This is a genomic window from Pannonibacter sp. XCT-53 (assembly GCF_009915765.1).
Taxonomy (GTDB): Bacteria; Pseudomonadota; Alphaproteobacteria; order Rhizobiales; family Stappiaceae; genus Pannonibacter; species Pannonibacter tanglangensis.
In genome coordinates this window covers 85,211-107,886 of sequence record NZ_JAABLQ010000001.1, presented here as the reverse complement: position 1 = coordinate 107,886, position 22,676 = coordinate 85,211, and the positions used below count along the sequence as shown (strand labels likewise).

16 protein-coding genes are annotated in these 22,676 nt (G+C 66.8%); 3 read left to right on the top strand and 13 right to left on the bottom strand.

The genetic code is table 11. The annotated features are described in order from the left end of the window. Positions 1-36 precede the first annotated feature (36 nt). From GWI72_RS00480 to GWI72_RS00470, 3 genes are read right to left on the bottom strand one after another with little or no spacing between them, the layout of a single operon-like run. Positions 37-1,074, bottom strand: coding sequence for a substrate-binding domain-containing protein (locus GWI72_RS00480; RefSeq protein ID WP_161674876.1), 1,038 nt, complete (start codon positions 1,072-1,074; stop codon positions 37-39). Positions 1,075-1,106: 32 nt separating this feature from the next. Beyond that, complete coding sequence (locus GWI72_RS00475; RefSeq protein WP_161707443.1) at positions 1,107-2,126, bottom strand: ABC transporter permease; 1,020 nt, start codon at positions 2,124-2,126, stop codon at positions 1,107-1,109. Between the two features lies 1 nt (position 2,127). After that, positions 2,128-3,639 carry an ATP-binding cassette domain-containing protein gene (locus GWI72_RS00470; protein WP_161707441.1) on the bottom strand — a complete coding sequence of 504 codons (1,512 nt, stop codon included), beginning with the start codon at positions 3,637-3,639 and terminating at the stop codon, positions 2,128-2,130. Positions 3,640-3,801: 162 nt separating this feature from the next. Between GWI72_RS00470 and mtnK the strand changes: the two genes are divergently transcribed. Both mtnK and mtnA read left to right on the top strand, forming a co-directional pair. Next, positions 3,802-5,067, top strand: a complete 1,266-nt coding sequence (gene mtnK, locus GWI72_RS00465; protein ID WP_161707440.1) for an S-methyl-5-thioribose kinase — start codon at positions 3,802-3,804, stop codon at positions 5,065-5,067. Beyond that, positions 5,064-6,161 (top strand): S-methyl-5-thioribose-1-phosphate isomerase, encoded by a 1,098-nt coding sequence (mtnA, locus tag GWI72_RS00460; protein ID WP_161707438.1) that lies wholly within the window; start codon positions 5,064-5,066, stop codon positions 6,159-6,161. The genes mtnK and mtnA overlap by 4 nt, the downstream gene beginning before the upstream one ends. Before the next feature lie 461 nt (positions 6,162-6,622). On the opposite strand, the gene GWI72_RS00455 is transcribed toward mtnA, so the two are convergent. Then, positions 6,623-7,588, bottom strand: coding sequence for a sugar-binding transcriptional regulator (locus tag GWI72_RS00455; RefSeq protein WP_161707436.1), 966 nt, complete (start codon positions 7,586-7,588; stop codon positions 6,623-6,625). A gap of 133 nt (positions 7,589-7,721) precedes the next feature. On the opposite strand from GWI72_RS00455, the gene GWI72_RS00450 reads away from it, so the two are divergent. After that, on the top strand, positions 7,722-9,761 hold the full coding sequence (locus tag GWI72_RS00450) for a bifunctional aldolase/short-chain dehydrogenase (protein ID WP_390806586.1): 2,040 nt from the start codon (positions 7,722-7,724) through the stop codon (positions 9,759-9,761). A 92-nt stretch (positions 9,762-9,853) separates the two neighbouring features. Here the strand turns inward: GWI72_RS00450 and GWI72_RS00445 are convergent, their stop codons facing one another. The 9 genes from GWI72_RS00445 to GWI72_RS00405 form a co-directional block, all read right to left on the bottom strand. Further along, positions 9,854-11,242 (bottom strand): HD-GYP domain-containing protein, encoded by a 1,389-nt coding sequence (locus GWI72_RS00445; RefSeq protein ID WP_161707432.1) that lies wholly within the window; start codon positions 11,240-11,242, stop codon positions 9,854-9,856. A gap of 262 nt (positions 11,243-11,504) precedes the next feature. Continuing rightward, positions 11,505-13,517, bottom strand: coding sequence for a putative 2-aminoethylphosphonate ABC transporter permease subunit (locus tag GWI72_RS00440; protein ID WP_390806584.1), 2,013 nt, complete (start codon positions 13,515-13,517; stop codon positions 11,505-11,507). Further along, positions 13,517-14,650, bottom strand: coding sequence for a putative 2-aminoethylphosphonate ABC transporter ATP-binding protein (locus GWI72_RS00435; RefSeq protein WP_161707430.1), 1,134 nt, complete (start codon positions 14,648-14,650; stop codon positions 13,517-13,519). Before GWI72_RS00435 ends, GWI72_RS00440 begins: the two co-directional genes overlap by 1 nt. 67 nt (positions 14,651-14,717) lie before the next feature. Beyond that, positions 14,718-15,734 (bottom strand): putative 2-aminoethylphosphonate ABC transporter substrate-binding protein, encoded by a 1,017-nt coding sequence (locus GWI72_RS00430; RefSeq protein WP_161674857.1) that lies wholly within the window; start codon positions 15,732-15,734, stop codon positions 14,718-14,720. A 314-nt stretch (positions 15,735-16,048) separates the two neighbouring features. After that, positions 16,049-16,879, bottom strand: coding sequence for an EamA family transporter (locus tag GWI72_RS00425; protein WP_161707428.1), 831 nt, complete (start codon positions 16,877-16,879; stop codon positions 16,049-16,051). A 106-nt stretch (positions 16,880-16,985) separates the two neighbouring features. Then, a complete protein-coding gene (phnY, locus tag GWI72_RS00420) occupies positions 16,986-18,443 on the bottom strand; it encodes a phosphonoacetaldehyde dehydrogenase (protein WP_161707426.1) in 1,458 nt (485 codons plus the stop codon). Beyond that, complete coding sequence (gene phnA, locus GWI72_RS00415) at positions 18,437-19,693, bottom strand: phosphonoacetate hydrolase (RefSeq protein WP_161707424.1); 1,257 nt, start codon at positions 19,691-19,693, stop codon at positions 18,437-18,439. The genes phnY and phnA overlap by 7 nt, the downstream gene beginning before the upstream one ends. A gap of 29 nt (positions 19,694-19,722) precedes the next feature. Then, positions 19,723-20,910 (bottom strand): 2-aminoethylphosphonate--pyruvate transaminase, encoded by a 1,188-nt coding sequence (locus GWI72_RS00410; protein ID WP_244314179.1) that lies wholly within the window; start codon positions 20,908-20,910, stop codon positions 19,723-19,725. 103 nt (positions 20,911-21,013) lie between these two features. After that, on the bottom strand, positions 21,014-22,672 hold the full coding sequence (locus GWI72_RS00405; protein WP_161707422.1) for a Na/Pi cotransporter family protein: 1,659 nt from the start codon (positions 22,670-22,672) through the stop codon (positions 21,014-21,016). Between the last annotated feature and the right edge of the window lie 4 nt (positions 22,673-22,676).

Genomic DNA, 22,676 nt, shown 5'->3' with positions numbered 1-22,676 from the left:
CCGCTCCGGCTTACTGTTTACCCGTCTCACGAACACTCAGCGCTTCGGCAGGGGCATCCAGGCCGGGACGGCGACGTCGGCATGGGCGAAGGCGGGCATTTTCTGGCCGAGTTCTTCCATGTTCTTGATGTCGAGCTCGTTCAGCATCTTCTGGGTGATGAGCGTCGGCGGCACGATGACGCTGCGGCCCGGATCTTCACCGGCCAGAAGCTGTGCGAGCGCGCGGACGGAAACTTCGCCCACGACGGCCGGGTTGGTGGCGGCCGTGGCCTTCCAGGCAGAGCCGGCTTCACGCATGGCGGCGATGTCCGAGGTGGACACGTCCGCCGAGTAGATCGACACCTGACCGGACATGCCGGCCTCATCGACGGCGATCTTCACGCCCTTGGCGAATTCGTCGTAAGGGGCGAAGACCACGGTGATGTTCGGGTTGGCCGACAGCACCGAACGGGCCTGATTGGCGACCGAGTTGGCAATCGGATTGTCGAGCGTGCCGAATTCGGCCACCTGCTTGATGCCCGGATTGGCAGCCTTGACGGCCTTCCAGGTCTCGTCGCGGCGGTCGAGCGGGGCGATGCCCGGGACATAGACGTAGCCGGCGGTCCAGGTCGTGCCGTTGTCGGCAATTGCCTGCTCCAGGGCGAGGCGGGCGAGGTCACGGTCGGACTGCTCGATCTGCGGGATCTTCGGGTTCTCGACATTCACATCGAAGGCGACAACCTTGATGCCGGCATCGACCGCGCGCTGTGCGGCGGCCTGCATGGATTCGGTGAGGCCGTGCTGGATGATGATGCCGTCAACGCCGAGGGCAATCGCCTGATCGACCATGTCGGCCTGCAGCGCGGCATCCTGGCGGCTGTCGAAGACGCGCAGGTCAACGCCAAGCGCGGCAGCCTGCTTCTCGACGCCGGACAGATAGGCCTGGAAGAAGTCGCCGGTGGAGAGATAGCGCACCAGCGCGATCTTGACCTCGGCCGGCTTGTCGAAGGGCTTCGGCATCTCGGCGGCAAAGGCGAGACCCGGGACCATCGCCGCCGTGGCGGCAAGGGCCGTGAAGAGACGTCTGGTAATCATGATTCCTCCCGTTGCTGTTTATGTGGTTCGCATCAGCCGCGTGCCCGTCCCCCTCGGCCGGACAGCGCGAAAGTGAAGACAAGGGCAATGACGAGCACGCCGCCCTTGATGAAGTCCTGGGTGTAATAGGGCGCATTCATCATCGTCAGGCCCTGCAAGAGGATGCCGACAAAGAGCGCGCCGATGGCGGTGCCGAAGGCATTCGGCTTGGAGGCGCCGAGCACGGCAAAGCCGATGAGGGCGGCCGCGACGGAATCGAGCAGCAGGTTGTTGCCCGAGGCCACGTCACCACGCCCGAGACGGGCCGCCAGCAGGACGCCGCCGAAGGAGGCGAGCGTGCCGGAGATCATGTAGGCCGCCACCTTGTAGCCGTTGACATTGGCCCCGGCGAGACCGGCAGCCTTGGCGTTGGAGCCGATGGCATACATGAGCCGGCCGTGACGGGTCAGTTCCAGGAACACCCAGACGCCGATGGCGATGAGCACGAGGAACACCACCGACAGCGGCACGAGATTGGGCAGGATGAAATCCAGCCGGTGCCGGCCGAGCATCAGGAAGCCTTCCGAGAAGACGCCGCTGGCTGTCGAGCCGTCCGGCAGGGTCATGCCGGTGGAGATGGAACGGCCTTCGGTCGGGATGCGCTGCAGGCCGACGAGCAGGAACATCATGCCGAGCGTCGCCAGCAGGTCCGGCACCTTCATCTTGACGATGAGAAGGCCGTTCACGAGACCGACGAGCAGGCCCATGGCGAGGCAGAGCGCCACGGCAGACACGGCATCCAGCTGCCAGACGACCATGGCATAGGACGACAGCATCAGGGCGGAGGTCGCGACCGCGCCGATCGACAGGTCGAAGCCGCCGACGACCAGCGTGGCGGTGACGCCGAGCGCCAGGATGCCCGTGATCGCCACCGACTGCAGGATGAAGACGGCGCTGTGCGGCGACAGGAAGCCTTCCGCCATGACGCCGAAGAAGACGATCAGCCCGGCCATCAGCACCAGGAAGCCATATTTGATGGCCAGATCGATCGCGTTCGGGGAACCACTCTGCATCTTACTGTCCTGCTGCGCTCGGAAGCGATGCATCGACCACCTGGGCCATGATCGCGGAGACGTCGATGTTTTCGTTGCGGTGCTCGCCAACGATGGAATGTTCGCTCATCACCAGCACCCGGTCGGCAATCTCCAGCGCCTCGTCCAGTTCAGCGACGAAAACGATGGTGGCGCGGGTGGCGGCGGTTTCGCGGATCTTGTGGCCGATGTCGCGCCTTGCCTGGATGTCGACGCCCTGGAACGGTTCATCGAGCAACAGGAGCCGCGAGGCCTCGGCCATCCAGCGGGCAACCATCACCTTCTGCTGGTTGCCGCCCGACAGGGTGCCGATGCCGTCGGTGGGCGACTGGCAGACGACGCCCATCTCGGAAATCATCCGCCGGGTCGTGGCGAGCTCCGACGCGCCGCGCACGAACTGCGCCGTGCTGTGGCGCTTCAGGAACGGCAGCGTCAGGTTGCGCAGGATGTCGAAGTCGGCAACGACGGCGTTGACCGGCCGGTCCTTGGGCGACAGGAACACGCCGGCATCAATGGCCGCGCGAGGACTGGCCGGGCGATGCGGCTTGCCATCAAGCCGGACCTCGCCGGAGACGGCCTCCCCGGTGCCGAACAGGACGGAGGCAAACTCCGACTTGCCGGCGCCGACCAGACCCGTGATCGCCACGACCTCATTGGCATGGCAGGTCAGGGAGAACGGCCGCGCCCCCGGCCGCAGCACCAGATCGCGCACCTCGAGCACGGGCAGACCGGGCTGAGGGATGGTGATGTCGACCTCGGTGATCTCGTGACCGAGCATTGCCCGCACGGCGCCGGAATAGTCGAGTTCCGGGCCTTCAAAGACACCGGAAATGCGGCCATCGCGCATCGACACGATCCGGTCGGCAAGACGGCGAATGTCGGACATGCGGTGCGAGATGTAGAGAATGGCGACACCCCGGGCGCGCAGGCTGTCGATGAGATCGAACAGCCGCGAGGCCTCGGCGGCGGACAGCGACGAGGTCGGCTCGTCCAGGATCAGAAGGCGCGGCTGATGTGCCATGGCGCGGGCGATGGAGACCAGCTGCCGGTCCGCCAGTGACAGGCCGGCGACCGGACGGCTGACGTCAATGGTGAGACCGACGGCTGCCGCGATCTCGCGCGCCCGGGCCCGCATCTTGCGGCCATTCAGGAAGACACCGCCACCGCTGGCCAGACCGTCCAGCAGCAGGTTGGAGGCCACATCCAGATCCGGCACGACGCCGTCATTGATGTTCTGGTGGACCGTGACGATGCCGGCCCTGAGCGCCTCGGACGGCGTCGCAGGCTTGAAGGGCTGGCCAGCCAGGGTCACGCTGCCGCTGTCGGCCGCATGCACCCCGCACAAGATCTTCACGAGCGTCGATTTTCCGGCCCCGTTCGCTCCCATCAGAACGGTCACCTGCCCGGCGGACAGGTCCAGATCAACGCCGCGCAACACCTGGTTCCGGCCAAATGCCTTGCATAGGCCAGCCAGGCGGACTGCCTGCTCACTCACGGTGTAATCTCCTCCACTGGAAACAGGCTACGTCCGGAAGCTTTCATATGTCAATACTGTTTGACAAATGCCTTGGAAGCCGATTTCCTGCATCGCATCAAACACTCACGCGGCCCCGAACGCCGCATCCTGAGACCGCACGTCGCACAAGGGAGGAGACCTGTGACCGACAGCCCCTACAAGGCCCTGGAGCCGGCGACCCTTGCCGACCGGCTGGGCAGCATTTCCGCCATTCGCGAGCGCACCGGCGATCCGGCACGGTGGTCCGTGCGGGAGGTCGGCGACGGCAACCTGAACCTTGTCTTCATCATCGACGGGCCCGACGGCAGCGTCATCGTCAAGCAGGCGCTGCCTTACGTGCGCCTCGTCGGGGAAAGCTGGCCGCTGCCGCTGAGGCGCGCCTTCTTCGAGTACAACGCCCTGATCCGGCAGGCGGAACGTGACCCGGGCAGCGTTCCGGAGGTCTATCATTTCGACGAGACGCAGGCGCTGATCGTGATGGAGTTCCTGACCCCGCACGTCATCCTGCGCAAGAGCCTGATGGAAGGGCGGATGCATCCCGATCTCGGCAAGGTGCTCGGCGAATTCTGCGCCCGCACCCTGTTCCGCGGCTCGGACCTGTCGATGCCGACCGCCCGGCGCAAGGCGGATCTGGCGCTGTTTGCCGGCAATGTCGAGCTGTGCGACATCACCGAGAACCTCGTCTTCTCCGATCCCTATTTCGCCGCCCCGCTCAACCGCCACACCCCGGCGCTGGATCCGGTGGTGGCCAAGCTCAGGGCCGACACGGACCTGAAGATCACCGCCCAGCATCTCAAGATGGCCTTTGCCAACAACGCCGAGACGCTGCTGCATGGTGACCTGCACACCGGCTCGGTGATGGTGTCGGACAGCCAGACCCGGGTGATCGATCCGGAGTTTGCCACCTATGGCCCGATGGGCTTCGACATCGGCATGCTGATCGCCAACTTCCTGATGGCCTATTTCGCCCAGGACGGCCACGCCGAGGCCCCCGGGGCCCGCGCGCAGTACAAGGAATGGATCCTGTCCGTCGTCGACGCGATCTGGAGCCATTTCAGCGCCGAGTTCACCCGGCTGTGGCGGACGGAGCGCAGCGGCATCCTCTATCAGGCGAGCCTGTTCGAGGATCAGGGCCACGGGCTTGCCGCCGAGAAGGCGCGTCTGGAGCGGCTGGCCGCCATCTGGCGCGACACGCTGGGCTTCTGCGGCATCGAGATGCACCGCCGCACGCTGGGGCTCGCCCACATCGCCGAATATGACCGCATCGAGGACGAGGCGCTGCGCGCCGCCTGCGAGGCCAGGGGCCTGATGCTTGGCCGCGTGCTGGCCGTCGGCCGGGCAGAGATCACCTCCATGGCCGAGGTGCTGGATCTGGCGCGCAAGATCAACGGAGAGGATTACCTATGAAAATCGACGGCACCCATTACCGCTCGATCTGGCGCGAGCCGTCGGGCGAGGTCCGCATCATCGACCAGCGCTGGCTGCCGCATGACCTCAGGATCGTGCCGCTGACCAACCGGGCGGAATTCGCCGTTGCCATCCGCGACATGTGGGTGCGCGGCGCCCCGCTGATCGGCGCAACGGCGGCCTATGGCGTGGCGGTACAGATGGCGGCGGATCCATCCGACGCGTCGCTTGCCGAGACCTATGACATTCTCAACGAGACCCGCCCCACCGCCATCAACCTGCGCTGGGCGCTGGACGAGATGATGAAGGTGCTGAAGCCGCTGAGCCCGGCGGACCGTGCTGCGGCCGCCTTTGCCCGCGCGGCCGCAATCAGCGACGAGGACGTGGAGATGAACCGGCAGATCGGCCTCAACGGGCTCGAGATCATCCGCGACATCTCGCGCCGGAAAGGCGGCAAGCGCGTCAACGTGCTCACCCACTGCAACGCCGGCTGGCCGGCGACCGTGGACTGGGGCACCGCCACCTCGCCGATCTATCACGCGGTCGAGGACGGCATCGACATCCATGTCTTCGTGGACGAGACGCGGCCGCGCAACCAGGGCGCCCAGCTGACCAGCTGGGAACTGAACAGCCATGGCGTGTCGCATGACCTCATCGTCGACAACGCCGGCGGCCATCTGATGCAGCATGGCGAGGTTGATCTCGTCATCGTCGGCACCGACCGCACCACGGCGCGCGGCGATGTCTGCAACAAGATCGGCACCTATCTGAAGGCGCTGGCCGCCAAGGCCAATGGCGTGCCCTTCTATGTCGCCCTGCCCTCCCCGACCATCGACTGGACTGTCGTCGACGGCGTGAAGGAGATCCCGATCGAGGAGCGCAGCGGCGTGGAAGTGACCCACGTGCAGGGCCGCAGCGAGGACGGGCGCATCCTGTCGGTGCAGATCTCGCCGACCGGCACACCGGCCCGCAACCCGGCCTTCGACGTGACGCCGGCCGAACTCGTCACCGGCCTCATCACCGAACGCGGCATCTGCCCGGCAACGACGGAAGGCCTCGCGGCCATGTTCCCGGACCGGGCGGGCCGGCGCTGACGCAGTTTGCGAAAAGGAAAGCCCCGGCCAGACGGCCGGGGTCCAGATAACCGAGACATATCCCGATTGGTGCTGGGGTCTCTCCGTGTCACCCCGGCCAAGCGCAGCGCGAGCCGGGGCCTACTCGCTTGCAGAGCTTTGGTCGGCTCGCAAAGCAGAAGAACAGTCGGACGAAGTTCGCCGAGCCGGGAGCGGCAACAAATCACCGCTCTGCGAACGAGTAGGCCCCGGATCTCCGCTTCGCTGCGTCCGGGGTGACAGCTGAGGGTACAGTGGCAACTTGAACCCCGCCCAGATGGTCGGGGCTCGGACCGCTGACATATCCCGACTGGTGCGAAGGACGCTCCGTGTCACCCCGGCCAAGCGCAGCGCGAGCCGGGCTGACATCTGAGGGCACGTTTTGTCAATCGCGCGTCAGCCTGGTCGAGCAGCATGACCGGACTGACGCAGGCAGGCTTCCCCTACTCCGCCAGCAACGCCTCGGCGACGCCGACGCTGGTGACGATGTGGGTGGCGTAGCCGCCGCGGATGGCGGCGCGGGTGGCGTCGACCTTGTCGAGGCCGGGGGTGACCAGGATGCCCATGTCCAGTCCCGCCAGCCGGTCGACGGGAATGCCGATCACGCGGGCGTCGAGCGGCCCCGGGATGGGCTTGCCGTCCGCATCGATAAAGCGGCCGCACAGGACCGCTGTCGCCCCTTGTGCGATGTACCAGTCCAGCTCGGTCAGTGTCGCAACGCCGGAGCCGACGATGTGGCTGGACGGCAGGCAGGTGCCAACCGAATAGAGGAACTTGTTGCAGGTGAGCAGGCGCGCGAGCTGGTCGCGGATGATCGGCTCGGCCCGCAGCTGCGCCGCGATGTCGCCATTGGTGAGGACGGCCGGCGCATGCAGGTTGAGGCAGAGCGCGCCAAGACGCTGGGCAAGGCGGGTGGAGCAGGCTTCCGCCGTGAAGCCATAGGGCGTGGCCATCGAGCCGACGAGCTGCAGCACCGTGAGATCCTCGATGCGGGTGTCGTCGCTGGCCTGCGCCAGTTCATAGATGGTGCGGCCCCAGGCAACGCCGAGGCGGTCGCCCTTTTCCAGCAGCTTCGGCAGCCATTCCGCCGCCCCGCGCACGACGCGCTGGAAGGTGGTCTCGTCATCGGCGCCCTCGTCCGGGATGACATAGGCCGCCGTCAGGCCGAAGCGGCTGCAGAGATCGACCGCCAGCCGGTGCCGCGTGAAGGCATCGGAATTGAGCGAGATGCGGATGATGCCGCGCTCGCGCGCGTCCTGCAGGTAGTTGACGACGGTGGCGCGCGAGATGCCCAGCCGGTCGGCGATCTCCTTCTGGTTCAGGCCCTCGTGGTAATACATCCAGGCCACCTCGATCACCACGTTCTCGCCGCTGATCTGGCCCGTCGTCCGCCGCTTCACACCCGCCATTCGCCCCACCATTTTATTTATGACAGCATGTTCTGACTTTTGTATAAAAGCTGCCGAAGATCAAGCTGATCCAGGCGCCGCATGCCAAGAGGCAGATGCTTGCGCGGGGATCATGTACGGGAGGATAGGAATGATCGCAAACCGGTGGCAAGACAGCGAAGCGGCGGCCTTTCAGGATGCGGCCGGTCAGGACCCGGCTGCGCGTGAACTGGCGCTGCGCGTTTACACCTCCCGTCTCATCGGCATGGACCCGGATCTGGTCATGCATGGCGGTGGCAACACCTCGGTCAAGCTGAAGGCGCGCGACATCTTCGGCGAGGAGCTGGACGTCATCCACATCAAGGGCTCGGGCTGGGATCTGGAGACAATCAAGGCTGCAGGCCTGCCGGCCGTGCGCATGGCCCCGCTGATGCGGCTGCGCGAACTGGCGGCCCTCTCCGACGAGGACATGGTCAACATCCAGCGCTCCAACCTGATGGATTCGACCGCACCCAATCCGTCCGTGGAAACGCTGCTGCACGCCTACATCCCGCACACCTATGTCGACCACACCCACGCCACCGCCTTCCTGACGCTCGCCAACCTGCCGGAAGTGGCGGAAGCGACCCGCGAGATCTTCGGCAGCAAGCTGGCGCTGGTGCCCTATGTCATGCCGGGCTTCGCGCTCGCCAAGCTTGCCGCCGAAACCTATGAGGCCCATCCGGGGATCGAGGGCCTCTTGCTCGTCAAACACGGCCATTTCGCCTGGGGGCCGACGGCCAAGGCCTCCTATGACAAGATCATCGAGCACACCAACCTGGTCGAGGAGTGGCTGGCCAGCCGCCGCCCGGGCAAGCTGGTGGCCGTGGCGCGGCCGCAGACCGCCAGCGTCGCCGAGACGCTTGCCACGCTGCGCGGGGCCATTGCCCGCCACCTGCCCGAAGGTGCGGCGATGCCGGTCTTCGACCTGCGCGACGGCGACGCGGTGTTGGACTTCCTGGAGCGCAAGGACCTGGCGTCACTGGCCACGCGCGGCGTTGCCACGCCGGATCACGTGATCCGCACCAAGGGCCATCCGCTGCATCTCACCCGCGCCGACGTCGCCCGGGGGCCGGAGGCGATCAGCGCGGTGGTGGACCGGTTCGTGGCCGACTACATCGCCTATTTCGAGCGCAATGCGCCGCGCTTCGGCGGGGCCAAGACCATGCTGTCGCCGGTGCCGAACCTCGCCTGGATCGAGGGGATCGGCCTTGTCGGCATGGGCGCGAACGCAACGGCGGCGCGCATTGCCGCCGACATCGGCGAACAGACGCTGCGCGTCATGGCAGATGGCGAGGCGCGCGGCGGGTTCTATCCGATCCGCGAGGCGGACCTGTTCGACATGGAATACTGGTCGCTGGAACAGGCCAAGCTTGGCAAGGGCGCCAAGCCCGCGCTGCAGGGGCAGGTCGTGCTGGTGACGGGCGGTGCCGGCGCCATCGGCCTGGCCACCGCCAAGGTCTTTGCGGCAGCCGGGGCGACGCTGTTCCTGGTTGACCGGGATCAGGCCGCCCTCGACACGGCCCTCGCCAGCCTCGGCCGCGACCACGCCGGCCACGCCTGCGACATCACGGCAAAGGGCGCGGCAGCCAGCGCGGTGGCGGCCTGTGTCGCCCGCTTCGGCGGCCTCGACATCCTCATCTCCAACGCCGGCGCGGCCATGACGGGGGACGTGGCAACGCTGGCCGATGAAACCCTGCGGGCGAGCTTCGAGCTGAACTTCTTTGCCCATCAGGCCTTTGCGCAGGCAGCCGTGGCCGTCTTCCGCCGCCAGGGCCGCGGGGGGCAGATCCTGTTCAACGTCTCCAAGCAGGCGGTCAATCCGGGCAAGGGCTTTGCTGCCTATGGCCTGCCCAAGGCAGCGACCTTCTTCCTCCTGCGCCAGCTCGCGCTGGAACTCGGCGGTGAAGGCATCCGCGTCAACGGCATCAATGCCGACCGCATCCGCTCGGGCCTGTTGACGCCGGAAATGATCGCGGCCCGCTCCTCCGCCCGCAACATCGACGAGGCGACCTACATGGGCGGCAACCTGCTGCGCAAGGAAGTCGAGGCGGTGCATGTCGGCGAGGCCTTCCTCGCGCTTGCCCGCTCGGAACGCACCACGGCGCATGTGATGACCGTCGACGGCGGCAACATCGAGGCCGCGCTGCGCTAGGGTGCGGTAAGGTAAGGTAAAATCTGGCAAGCCAAGGTCAGCAAGGCCGGGGCGGCGGGCCGCCCCGGTCCCGGATGCGGGGCCGGCGCGCGTCAGGCGGCGACGGCTGCGTCGAGGCGCTTGAGGCCGGACTTCAGCGCGGCGATGCAGGCAGGATCGAAGGCCGTGCCGGCATCCGCGTCGATGATGGCGAGGGCGCGGGCGATGGGCATCGCCCCCCGGTAGGGCCGTTCGGCGGTGAGCGCGTCGAACACGTCGGCGAGTGTCAGGATGCGCGCCTCCAGACAGACCTCTTCGCCGGACAGCCCGTGCGGATAGCCCTTGCCGTCGAGACGTTCGTGGTGGGCCCCGGCGACGGGGGCGATGTCGGCAAAGGCGGCAACGCGGGCCAGGATCTTCTCGCTGGCCAGCGGATGGCTGCGCACCTGCGCCCATTCCAGATCGTCCAGCTTGCCGGGCTTGTCCAGCACCTGGTTGCTGACCCCGAGCTTGCCGAGATCATGCAGCAGCGCGGCGCGGCGCAGCCACCGGCGGTGCGCGGGCGCCAGCCCCATTTCCTCCGCGATCAGGTCGGCGTAGAGCGTCACCCGGTTGGAATGGTCGGCGGTGTAGGGGCTCTTCGCGTCGACGATGTCGGAGAAGGCTTCGGCGATCTCGTCGAGGTAGTCCTCGTCGACCTCACGGTCGCGTCGGGCCGGTGCCATGGCAAAGACCAGGTCGGGCAGGTCGGGTCGCGCGAGATCCTCCCAGAAGCCAGGTCGACCGGCCGCCGTCTCGAAGGCCTGCACCAGCGCGGGCCGGAACCAGCTGCCCGAGCGCGCCCGGATTTCGGCCAGCGCGGCCGCCCGTCCGTGCCCGATCTGGAACACGTCGGCGACCTGCGCCAGCAAGGCGATGTTGGCGGCCAGCGGGACGGCCTCGCCCGCAAGGCCGAGCGGCTTGCCGGATCCGTCGACATGCTCGTCGAGGCAGCGGATGCCGTCCTGGACACCGGCGGAGAAGCGCATCTTGGCCGCGATGTCGGCACCGCGATGACACCGTGTCTCGATCAGGCCGCGCGAGATCTCGCCGCCATTCTGCAGGATGTGGACGATGGCGCGGATGCGCTCCGACAGGCCGGACTTCAGCCCGGTCTTGGCAAAGACGAAACGCAGCGCCGCGCTCAGCGAGCCGTCAATGGTCTTGAAGTCGCGCTTGAAGCTGATGTCATCCGCCAGATACAGCTCGCAGATGCGGGCCGCATTGCTGGAACAGCCCAGATCCTTGAGCAGGAGCGTGAAGTAGAGGTCGTCGACCGCCTCGCCGTCCAGCCCCAGCGCCCCGGCGACCGCCATGCCGATGTAGCAGCAGCGGATGCAATGGCCCTCGGGCTGCCCCTCTGTCATGTCGAGGGCAAAGCTCAGCGATCCGAGCAGTTCGGCCAGCCTGAAGGAGCGGGCCGGCGACGACCCGAGCGTGTCGAGATAGTGGCTTCTGACCATGCGTGGCTCCCCTGTTCGCACGGGTTGTCGCATGGATCGCTTAAGATCGCGTGTCGCAGTGCCCCGATGCGCCTTCCCGGTCCGCAGCAGCAATCCGGCGCGGCAGGCCGCGCCGGACTGGAAGACGGGGACTTCGGGCCCAAGGCCAGGGGTCCAAGGCAAGGGGGGCCAAGGCCAGGGGCGCCGGGAGCAGAGGCGGCGGGACCAGAGGCACCGGCGGAGACAGGTCACCCGGCGAGGCCGGCGCAGATCCGGGCCGCCGTCAGCGCTGTCGCCAGGCCTGGGTGCGGGCCAGGAGACCGCGCGAGGCCAGCATGTGCAGCAGGCGCGCGGCGACGTTGGTGTAGAAGATCATCATGCCCATGGCGGCAGCCGGGGCAATGTCGCCGGCGTCGTCCATGTTGAGCACGGCGATGGAGGCGAGCGCGGTGTGGGTCGAGTAGAGGAACACCACCGCCGACACGGTCGTCATCGCATTCACGAACATGTAGATCATGATGTCGAGGATCGCCGGCAGGCAGATCGGCACGGTGACCCGGGCAAACAGCCGGTAGAACGGCTGCCGCAGGGAAGCGGCGACCGGCTCGAACTCGGCGTCGATCTGCTTCAGCGCCGTCAGCGCGGTCAGGTGCCCGACCGTGTAGAAGTGCGTGACGGTCGAGACGACGAGGATCGTCATGGTGCCATAGAGACCGTGCAGGGGATTGTCCGGGTTGTTGAAGAAGAAGATGTAGGCAAGGCCCAGCACCATGCCCGGCACCGCCATCGGCAGCATGGCGAGGAAATGGAACAGACCCCGCACCGGCCTGACACCGGCAGTCTTTTCCACCATGTAGGCCCCGGCGAACACCACCGCCGTACCCACCACCGCCGTGACGGCCGCAAGCCGCACCGAGTTCCAGTAGGCCGACCAGCCGCCGCCATCCATCTTGTCGAAGGCGAAGTTGGTCAGGCCGAGGCTCATGTCATAGGGCCAGAACGTCACCAGCGCCGCCAGCTGGCAGACCCCGATGATGGTCAGGATGAACAGCGCCACAAGGCCGCACCAGCACAGGCAGAGGGCGTCGAACCAGGGATTGGCCTTGGGCTCGAAGGTCACCGACCGGGCCGACAGCAGCGACACCTGCTTCTTCTGCACCTGCCGGTCGATGAGGAAGGCAAGGACGGCCGGCACCAGCAGGACCACCGACACGACCGCACCCATCTCGAAGTTCTGCTGGCCGATGACCTGCTTGTAGATGTCGATGGCGAGCACGTTGTACTGGCCGCCGATCACCTTCGGCAGGCCGAAGTCGGTGACGACCAGCGTGAAGGTGACGAAGACCGCCGAAATCAGGCCATAGCGCGCGCCCGGCACGGTGACCGTCCAGAAGGTGCGCCAGCGCGAGGCCCGCAGGCTGTCGGCGGCCTCGTATTGCCGCTGGTCGGCAATGGCCAGCGCCGTCGAGATGATGATGAGGGCATGCGGGAAGGTGAAGAACACCGAGCCGATGATGATGCCGAGCGGACCGTAGATCGACTGGCCCATCAGCAGGCCCTTGAGCAGCCCCTGGTTGCCGAAGAGATAGATCAGCGCGATGCCGGGCAGCAGCGACGGCACGAGGATCGGCATCATCGCCACCAGCTTCATGGTCCCCTTGAACCGCATCCGGCTGCGGGTGAGCGCATAGGCGAAGCCGAAGGCGAGGCCGACCGTGAGCACCGTGCTGACCGCGGCGATGAACAGGGAGTTCTCGATGGAGCGGACCAGCGTGGGGCTGGAGACATAGGCGATGTAGTTCTCGATCCCGACCGAGGCGACCGGCCGGAGCGTGATCCGGCGCAAGGTGTTGCTGTCATACTCCACCCAGTCGGGCGAGCGGACCGTCTCGAGGCCGACCTGCCACGCCGCCCCGTCTGCGAGGGCGCGCAGGCGGTACTTCACGGGGCTGCGGAAGCTGAAATCGGGAAAGAGATCGGCCACCGGCAGCCGGGCATCGGCCGAGGCCCGCAGGTCCTCGGGTCCGAAGGCCCCCGCCGCGGCGTTGAGCGCCGCCGCCGTCACCGCCGGAGCAAAGACGCGCCCGGTGGGGTCGCTGACCTGCAGTTCGTAGGCGGACAGGTCGAAGCGATAGGTGACGAAGGACTTCGACAGCATCGCGTAGAGCGGAAGCGCCAGCGTCACGACGAGATAGAGCGCGATCGCCAGCATGAAGCCCAGCTTGATGGTCCCATCCCGGTCAAGCCCGAGACGGATCTCCTTTCCGGCAGGCAGGGTGTCGGCAGCGGCCATGATCATCTCCCTTTCGCAAACACGAGGACGCGATCGGCCGGCAGCTCGACGATGAGGTCCTGCCCGTCGCGCAGGTCGAAGCGCCGGACGGCATTCATCGAGAAATTGGCAACCAGCGGCGTGCCCCCCAGCTGCGCGCTGCGCAGATGCACGCGCCAGAACGAGCCGAGAAACTCCATCGCCGTGATCGTCACCGGCAGGTGATTGGCCCGCCCCGCCACGTCATGTCCCCGCGCATGGGGCAGGATGTCCTCCGGGCGGATGGCGACGGTGACCGCCGTGTCCTCGTCCAGTCCGCTGGCCTGCGCCTCCAGGACGGTGTCCCCTACGATGACCGCACCCCGGCGATAGCGGGTCTCGATGCGATTGGTCTCGCCGATGAAGTCGGCCACGAAGAGCGAGGCCGGATGACGGTAGACGTCGATGGGCGTCCCGATCTGCTCGATCACGCCGTGGTTCATGACGACGATCCTGTCCGCCATCGCCAGAGCTTCCTCCTGGTCATGGGTGACCATGATGGTGGTGACGCCGAGCTTGCGCTGCAGCTCCTTGATCTCGTGCCGCAGATGGATCCGCACCTTGGCATCCAGCGCCGAGAGGGGCTCGTCGAGCAGCAGGAGCCCGGGATTGATGGCGATGGCGCGGGCAAGGGCGATGCGCTGCTGCTGGCCGCCGGACAGCTGGGCGGGATAGTGCAGCGCCTTGTCCGGCAGGCCGACAAGCTGCAGCAGCTCCTCGACCCGGGCCTTGATCTCCGGCCAGGGCCGCCCGACGTTCTGCAGCCCGAAGGCGATGTTGCTTGCCACGTTCAGGTTGGGAAACAGCGCGTAGGACTGGAACACGATGCCGTAGTCGCGCCGGGACGGCGGCAGACCGGAGATGTCGCGGCCCGCCTGGCGGATGGTGCCGCGGCTCTGCGGATCAAGCCCGGCGATGGCCCGCAGGAGCGTGGTCTTGCCGCAGCCGGACGGCCCGAGGAAGCAGATGAATTCCCCCTGGCGGATGCGCAGCGAGATGTCGCGCAGGGCCAGAAAGGTGCCATAGGCCTTCCAGACATTCTCGATGTCCAGATAGACCGGATCCGCAGGTCGGGCCCCGGTCTCCGGCTGGATCTGGGTGTGGATGATTGCATTCATGTCGCTCACTCCGGGCGAAACGCGGCAGGTCGGGGGGAGACCTCGCCTCCCCCCGGAGAGAAACGGCTCAGGTTCGCGGCTCGCTCTTGGTGTCGTAGCGCTTGGACCATTCCTCCAGGATGCTCTTGCGGCTCGTGGCGGCCCACTCGAAGTCGTTGCGGATCATCTTCGCCTCGACATTCGCGGGGTAGTTCGGGATGGGCCGCGACAGGCCCGGAATGGCGAGGATCGCGTAGGCCTGGTTGTACTCTGCCATCGCCGCCGGCGTGATCGACCAGTCCAGCAGCGTCTTCGCCGCCTCAAGGTTCGGGGTGCCGGCAATGATGGCGGCTGCCTCCATGTCCCAGCCGATGCCCTCCTCCGGAATGATCACCTCGATCGGCGCGCCATCAGTCTTTGCCTTGGCGCCGCGGAAGTCGAAGGAGATGCCGGCGACGGTTTCGCCCGAGGCAGCCATCTTGCAGGGCTTGGAACCGGAGTGCGTGTAGCTGGCGATGTTGGCATGGAGCTTGTCCATGAAGTCCCAGGCATCGCCGCCCCACATCTGCAGCCAGGCCGACACATCGAGGAAGCCGGTGCCGGAGGAGGCGGGATTGGGCATCACCACATGCCCGGCGAACTCGGGCCGGGTCAGGTCTGCCCAGGTGCGCGGCGTCGGCAATCCGTGCCGCGCGGCCTCGACCGTGTTGAAGCAGATTGCGGCTGCCCAGGCATTGAGGCCGACCCAGGTCGGCGGCGTGTCGGTGTCGACGAAGCGGACATCCAGCGCCTCGACGCCCTTGGGCGCATAGGCCTCGAGCATGCCCTCGGACTTCAGCAGGTTGAGCGAGGAGGCCGCGAGGCTCCAGACCACGTCTGCCTTCGGATTGTTCTTCTCCGCCAGGAGCTTCGCCGTCACGACGCCGGTCGAGTCACGCACCCAGTTGATCTTGATGTCGGGATGCTCCTTGTTGAAGGCTGCCGCATAGCGCTCGAGAAACTCGGCCTCGAAGGCGGTGTAGACAGTCAGTTCGGTCTGCGCTGCGGTCGAGACGACCGACAGGGTAAGGAAGGCTGTCGAGATCAGGAAGGTCCTTGCGTTCATGTCTGGGTTCCCCGTGTGTCTGAACTGCGTTCGACTTCCGCCGGGCCTCAGGTCCCAAGCATCGCGCGGCGGACTGGAAGCGGGGCCGGCTTCTGTCGTGTCCCCTGGCGGGACGTGACCGGCTCTCCGTGGACCTGACTGTGGGAACGGCAAGATAATAAGTAAAATCTATTATTCTTATTCAATCATCATTTCAGTCAATACATACCGCAGCGCGCAGCCTCCCGTTCGACAGCTTTCAGCAGCAGCCTCACAACCCGCTGACATCGCAAGACATTCCGGCATCCGCCCGGCCTCTGCGGCACGGCGGACCCTCAGGACAGCGCCAGTGTGGCGACACCGACCGCGACGATGGCCGCCGCCAGGAGCCTCAGCGCGACCGGCCTTTCGCCAAGGACGAGAATGCCGATGAGGGCGGCAAGGATGACACTGGACTCGCGCACGGCCGAGACCGCCCCGAGCGGGGCTATCGTCTTGACGTACAGCACAAGTCCATAGGCCGTGACGGCGGCGACGCCGCCAAGGCTGCCCAGCAGGATGACCCCAAGCCTGAAATGCCCGCCCCGCAGGCGCCGGTTGAGCGCGATGACGAGCGGCACGGGAAACTCGAGCAGGAACAGCCAGCCCATGTATCCGAACACGGACTGCGACTGCCGCACCCCGAGACCATCGGCGACCGAATAGGCGGCGATGAGCAGACCCAGGGCAACGGCAAAGCCGATCGCCCCGGGCGAGGACGGGGTGCGCCGGACGGCCAGAAGGCCAATCCCGGCACAGACACAGGCAAGCCCGACCCAGCCGGCCGGCGGCAGCCGCTCGCCGACGAGGACCGCCGCAGCCAGCGCGACGGCAGCCGGCGCGAGCCCGCGCGAGATCGGATAGACCTGGCTGAGGTCGCCAAGCCGGTAAGCCCGGAACAGCAAGGCGTAATAGCCGTAGTGCAACAGGGCAGAGGTGGCGATTGCTGGCCAGCTCGCCGGAGCCGGACCGGGAGCCACCGACACCAGAAACAGGCCAAGAACCACGTGGGCCGCCGACACCGCGGCCAGCACCCCTGCCCTGTCATCGACAGCCTTGATCAGCGCATTCCAGCCCGCGTGCAGCAGGGCTGCCAGGAGGACAAGACCCAACGCGCCAAGGTCCATCGACCGAATTCCTTGATCTTGCGATCCGGGCGCAGCCAAGCGCCGGGAAAAAGAGAGGCGAGCTGCAGCAGCCCGCCTCCAGTTCAGCGATGGGTCAGGGGAGGCCTCATGCCCATGGCAGGGAGAAGGTCTTGACGTTGGTGAAGCTCTTCATGGCCTCGATCACGCCTTCCTTGTAGCCGTTGCCGCTGTCCTTGATGCCGCCGAACGGCGACATCTCGATCCGGTATCCGGGAACCTCCCAGACGTTGACCGTGCCAACCACAAGGCCACGGATGTAGGACTGCATGCGCCGGTAGTCGTTGGTGCAGACACCGGAGGAGAGACCGAAGGGCGTCGAGTTGGAGATCCGCATGGTCTCCACGTCGCTGTCCGGCACCCGGACGATGGGAACCACGGGGCCAAAGGTTTCCTCCATCACCAGTTCGCTTTCATGCGGGACATGGTCGACCACGATGGGCGGCAGCAGCGCGCCCTGGCGGCCGGGGTGATAGAGGATCTTCGCGCCCTGGGCCTCGGCCTTGAAGACACGCTCCTCGAAGACCTCGGCGGCGCGTTCATGCACGACGCAGCCCAGTTCCGTGGCCGGATCCATCGGATCGCCGAAGCGCAAGGCCCGGGCGCGCTCCAGAACCATCGGCACGAACCGGTCGGCCACACTGTCCTGGACCAGAATGCGCTTCACCGCCGTGCAGCGCTGGCCGGAGTTCTTGGTGGCGCCGGCAACGGCGAGGTCAGCCGCCCTGGCCAGATCCGCATCGCCGAGATCATTGCAGATGATCAGCGGATCATTGCCGCCAAGCTCCAGGACCTGGCGCTTGTAGGCCGCCTTCGCCGCGATCATCTTGCCCACCGGAACGCCGCCGGTGAAGGTGATCAGGTCGAAGTCCGGGTTGGTGATCATCTCGTCACCGATGTCCTTCGGCCAGCCGGTGACCACCGAGAGCATCTGCGGCGGGAGTCCGGCCTCGTAGAGCGCATCGGCCAGCCACAGCGCCGTCAGGGGCGTCAGCTCGGTCGGCTTCACCACGATGCAGTTGTTGGTGGCGATGGCCGGCGCGATCTTGTGGCTCACCATGTTCAGCGGATGGTTGAACGGGGTGATGGCCGAAATGGCGCGCAGCGGTTCCCGCGTGGTGAAGATCTTGCGCGCCTTGCCATGCGGGGTCAGGTCGCAGGAGAAGATCTCGCCGTCGTCATGGATGCACATCTGGCCGGCGAGCGTGTAGACGTCATAGGCCCTGCCGCATTCATACATCGCATCGGCCAGCGAGATGCCAAGCTCCGCCGTGATGATCGGCGCCAATTCGGCCTTGCGCTCGGAAATGATCCGGGCGGTGTTGAGCAGGATCGTCTGCCGCTCGTAGCGGGTAAGACGCGGCTCGTAGGCGGCGGCGATGGCAAAGGCCTCGCGGGCGTGTTCGGCGGTGCCGGCCGGCACCGTGCCGATGACCTCGTTGGTCCAGGGATAGTGGACCGGAACCCGGTCCACCGTATCCACCTTGCGGCCGGCGATCCGCATCGCCTCGTGCCGCATCGCGATCGGGGGCGCTTTCTTCAGCATGGCTGCACCGCCGCCGTGCAGGCATAGAAGAAGGCGTCGAAGTTGCGCAGCACAGGGGCGGCCGGCAGGTCGATCACGCGGTTGACGATGAAGGGCACTTCCTGCTCGGTCAGGCCGCCATGGCTGCGCAGCGGCTCGTTGAGGGCGGCAAGGTCATGGCGGTGGGCGCTGGTGCCCAGCGTCATGTTCTCGCCGGAGATCATGACGAGATCACCGATGCGGTCACCCGGCAGCTCGAAGCGGCGGATGGCCTCGTCCTTGTCCACCACCAGCAGCATGTCCGGCACGGCCTTGAGCCGGCTAATGATATCGGCGCGGTCGGCCCCGGCCGGCAGGTAGGCAGTTGCAAACGAGCCCAGCGCGCCATGGTGCACGACGTAAGGGTCGGTGATCGGCAGGATCACGCGGGCCGCATCCTTGCCGAGCCAGCCGTCGAGGAGATCCTGCACGTAGATCACGGCCGGGGAGCCATCGGCCAGATGCTTCGGCTTCATGCCATGGTCGGCCGTGACGACGATGGCGGCGCCCAGCGCGTCAAGCTCCGTGAGGTAGCGGTCGAACATCTTGTAGAAGCTCTGCGCGTCGGCATCTTCCGGGGCGTACTTGTGCTGCACGTAGTCGGTCGTGGTGAGATACATCACGTCCGGCTTCCACTCCTTCAGCAGGCGCACACCGGCAGCAAAGACGAACTCGGACAAGTCTGCGGAGTAGACCTCCGGCACCGGACGCCCGAGCCAGGCGCTGGCGTTGTTGATGCCGTTCTCGGCCATGGTCGTTGCATCGGACTTCTCGGAGGAGAAGCAGATGGCCCGGCCTTCATCAAACTTCAGACCGGCGCCCAGCAGCGCACGCAGCTTGTCCTTGGCCGTCACCACGGCGACGCGGGCACCGGCAGCATAGAACTGGCTGAAGATGGTCGGCGCGCGCAGAAAGCGCACATCGTTCATCATCACTTCCTTGCCGGTCTCCGGTTCGTAGAGGTAGTTGCCGCAGATGCCATGGACGATGGGCGGGCGGCCGGTGGCGATGGACAGGTTGTTCGGATTGGTGAAGGACGGGATCACCGAATGGGCGAGACGGTCGGTGCCGGTCTCGCGCATCCGCTTCAGCGTCGGCATCAACCCCTTGGCGATGGCAACATCCAGATAGGCCGGTTCGCAGCCGTCCAGGCAGATGGCGATGGCCGGCACCTTCGGCCAGGGATAGGTGCGGTCGTTGGCGACGATGGGCGTGCGGGCGTGAGCGTTCATGGCAGGTCTTTCGATTGGCAGGATCAGGATCAGGCGGCGAGCTTGGCGCGCTCGGCAATGGCGGCGGCGGGCGGAGCGGCGCTGTCGACGCCCATGTCGGCGAGCGCCTCGGCGGCAGCGGCAACGACACGGCGCATGACGTGTTCGTCCATCCGGCCGATGCAGCCGATGCGGAAGCTGTCGACCACGGTGAGCTTGCCCGGGTAGATGATGAAGCCCCTGGCCTTCATCAGCTCGTAGAACCGGTCGAAGACGAAGTTCGGATGGGCCGGATTGAAGAAGGTGACGATGATCGGCGACAGCCAGCGGTCGGCGAGCAGGGTCTCGAAGCCGAGCGCACGCATGCCGGCGACCATCACGTCGCGGTTGCGGGTGTAGCGCGCGCCACGGCCAGCGACGCCGCCTTCCAGACGATGCAGGCGCAGCGCCTCGAGGAACGCGGCGACCACATGGGTCGGCGGGGTGAAGCGCCACTGGCCGGTCTTGACCATCGCGCTCCACTGCGCCGCCACATCGAGGCTGAGCGAGTGGGCGTTGCCCTTGGCAGCTTCCAGCGCCGACTTGCGGGCGATGACGAACCCGAAGCCCGGCACGCCTTCAACGCACTTGTTGGCCGAGGACACCATCGCCTCGTAAGGGATCTGGCGGACATCGAGCTCGACCGCGCCAAAGGCGCTCATGGAGTCGATCAGCAGCTTGCGGCCCCGCGAGAGTACGGCAGCGGCGATTTCGGCAACCGGGTTGAGAATGCCGGACGAGGTCTCGCAGTGGATGGCGATGACATGCGTGATCGCCGGATCGGCGTCGAGCGCCCGCGCCACTTCCTCGCCGCGCGGCGGCAGGTAGTCGCCCTTGTTGATCAGGGTAAAGGCACGGCCCATGACGCGGAGCGTTTCGGCGGCACGCAGGCCATAGGCGCCGTTGGCAAGCACCAGCACCTTGCCGTCGCGCGGCACCAGCGTGCCCAGCATCGCCTCGACCGAGAAGGAGCCGGAGCCCTGCATGGGGACGCAGGCATAGTCGCCAGCCGTATCCCCGGCCATCTCGACCAGCTGGTCGCACAGCGACTTCGTCATGGCGCGGAAGTCGCCATCCCAGGAGCCCCAGTCGCGGAGCATGGCTTCCTTGACGCTGTAGGCGGTCGTCAGGGGGCCCGGCGTGAGCAGGAAAGGCTCCCCCATGCGGGGGGCGGGGAATGCGGGATCTGTCTGTGTCATGGCGCGTCTCCCAGCGGATCTGTCCGAGGTGAGACAACAGTCCCACGCGGACTTATATCTGTAAAATCGTTATTTAAGATCAGAAGAACGATTTTTCTGATGATCAGGCCACATCCACCAGCCGCGTCTCGCGCAGGAAGCCTTGCTCGGCGAGGATTGGATAGGCGACCTTGACGAGGAGCGAATTGATCTCCTTGAGCGCCCGCACCACTTCCAGATGGATGTCGCTGGTGGCGAGCGTCTCGGGCGCTCCCGCGCGCAGGCGCGCCAGATGACGGTCGTGGCTGTCGCGCTCCATCCGCCGCAGGATGGCCTTTTCGCCCGCAAGCTGCCGCGCGCTGTCGAGATCCGAGGACACCAGCACATTGAGCGCCAGCTGCATGTTGGCGAGGACGCGCGCGTGCAGACCCTCGATCTCGGCGCGCCCCTCGCGGGAGAAATGCAGGCGGCCAAGTGCCATCTCCTCTGCCTGGGCGAGGAGGGTCTTCGCGATGATGTCGCCGACGGCCTCGAAGTCCATGGCAAGGCTGGCAAGCTCGAGGCTCCGCCGGGCTTCGTCCGCCGTCAACGCCCGGCGGTTCACGTCGGCGATGAAGAGCTTGATGTCGGTGTGCCGGCGGTTGACCTCGCCGTCGCGGGCCCGAACCCGGTCGATCTGCTGCAGATCGCCGTCCTCGAGCAGGTCGATGACCGGCTGCAGCATGGCCTCCAGCGCTTCCCCCATCCGCAACAGCTCCCGCTGGGCGCTTGCCAGCGCCAGCGCAGGCGTTGCCACCGACGCCGGATCGAGCGCCGACCGGTGGGCATCGGCAGGCGCGGCCGTCTCGGGCATCACGGGCCAGAGGCGGCCCATCAGGCGCTCCATCGGCCCCGTCAGCGGCAGCGCGGCGACGACCAGCGCGAGGTTGAAGACGACGTGGAAGTTGACGAGCTGCACCGCCGGATCGCTGCCCAGCGCCGGCAGAAGACCGGGCACCAGATCCAGCAGCACGAGCCACACGCCCGCCGCCGCCGCCCGGAACACCAGGTTGCCGAGCGGGATATGGCGTGCCGGAAGACCCGCCCCCCGCGTGAGCCAGACCGCCACCAGCGCCCCGCCGATGTTGGCCCCGAGGACCATCGGCGCCGCCGCTTCGACAGGCAGCACCCCGTTGGCAGCAAAGGTGGCGAAGAGGATCAGCGTTGCCACCGAGGAATGCAGCACCCAGGCGAGGAGCGCCGCGACGGCCATCGCCGTCACCGGGTCGCCGGCAAGATAGGCGGCCACCTGCGGCAGCACCGCGCTGTGACGCAGCGGGGCCGTCGCCTCCCCGACCAGGCGCAGCGACAGCAGGATGAACGAGATGCCGAGCAGGATCCGGCCGATCTGCCGAAGGGTCCGGTTGTCCAGCTTGAGGAACAGCGTCGCACCGGCCAGCATGAGCAGCGGACCCAGTTCGGACAGGTCGAAGGACAGGAGCTTGACCACGAGCGCCGAGCCGAGATCGGCCCCGACCAGCGCAGCAAGGCCCGCTCCGACGCCGATCAGGCCGGTCTGGGCAAATCCCGCCGCCAGCACCCCGACGGCCGTCGCACTCTGCAGGACGATGGCAAGCAGCAGTCCGGCGAGCGCCATGCCGGCCGGGCCGCCGCGCGCCCGGCGCAGCGCGCCGCGCAGGGAGGGGCCATAGGCCCGCTCGATGCCCGTGCGCACCATGCGCACGGCCCACAGCAGCAGCATGACCGCCGCCGCCAGATGAAGAAGGACGAAAAAGGGATGCATCGCG